The organism is Rhizobium ecuadorense, from assembly GCF_001187535.1.
GTDB classification, from domain to species: domain Bacteria; phylum Pseudomonadota; class Alphaproteobacteria; order Rhizobiales; family Rhizobiaceae; genus Rhizobium; species Rhizobium ecuadorense.
On sequence record NZ_LFIO01000996.1, the window covers coordinates 1 to 308 of the forward strand.

Sequence of the window (308 nt, forward strand, 5' to 3'; positions counted from 1 at the left end):
CTTCCTGGGTTGAGAAATCCCAAATGGCGCGGTCGAGCGCGCGAGCCTCTTCGTTGGTTGTCGTATCGACCCACAGGATCTGTACTGTCACAGCAAGCTTACCTGAATGGGATCGCCTTCTTTCGAGATGATGCTGGATCCGTAAGGCTCTCGCGACGTGATCATGATCGCATCGTTCGGCGCCGGGCGTGCGAGATGCTGGGCTTCTTCCCAGGGCGCACTCATCCAGACATCCGTCTCCTCCTTCGTCAGCAGCAGGACGGGCATCGCCTTCCAGTGAATGGGCATCACGATGTCGTTCGGGTTCG

1 pseudogene is annotated in these 308 nt (G+C 58.4%); it reads right to left on the minus strand.

Annotated elements, in window-relative coordinates:
- Positions 1-87: 87 nt before the first annotated feature.
- Positions 88-308, minus strand: a pseudogene (locus AF337_RS18365) (SOS response-associated peptidase); the annotation flags it as partial.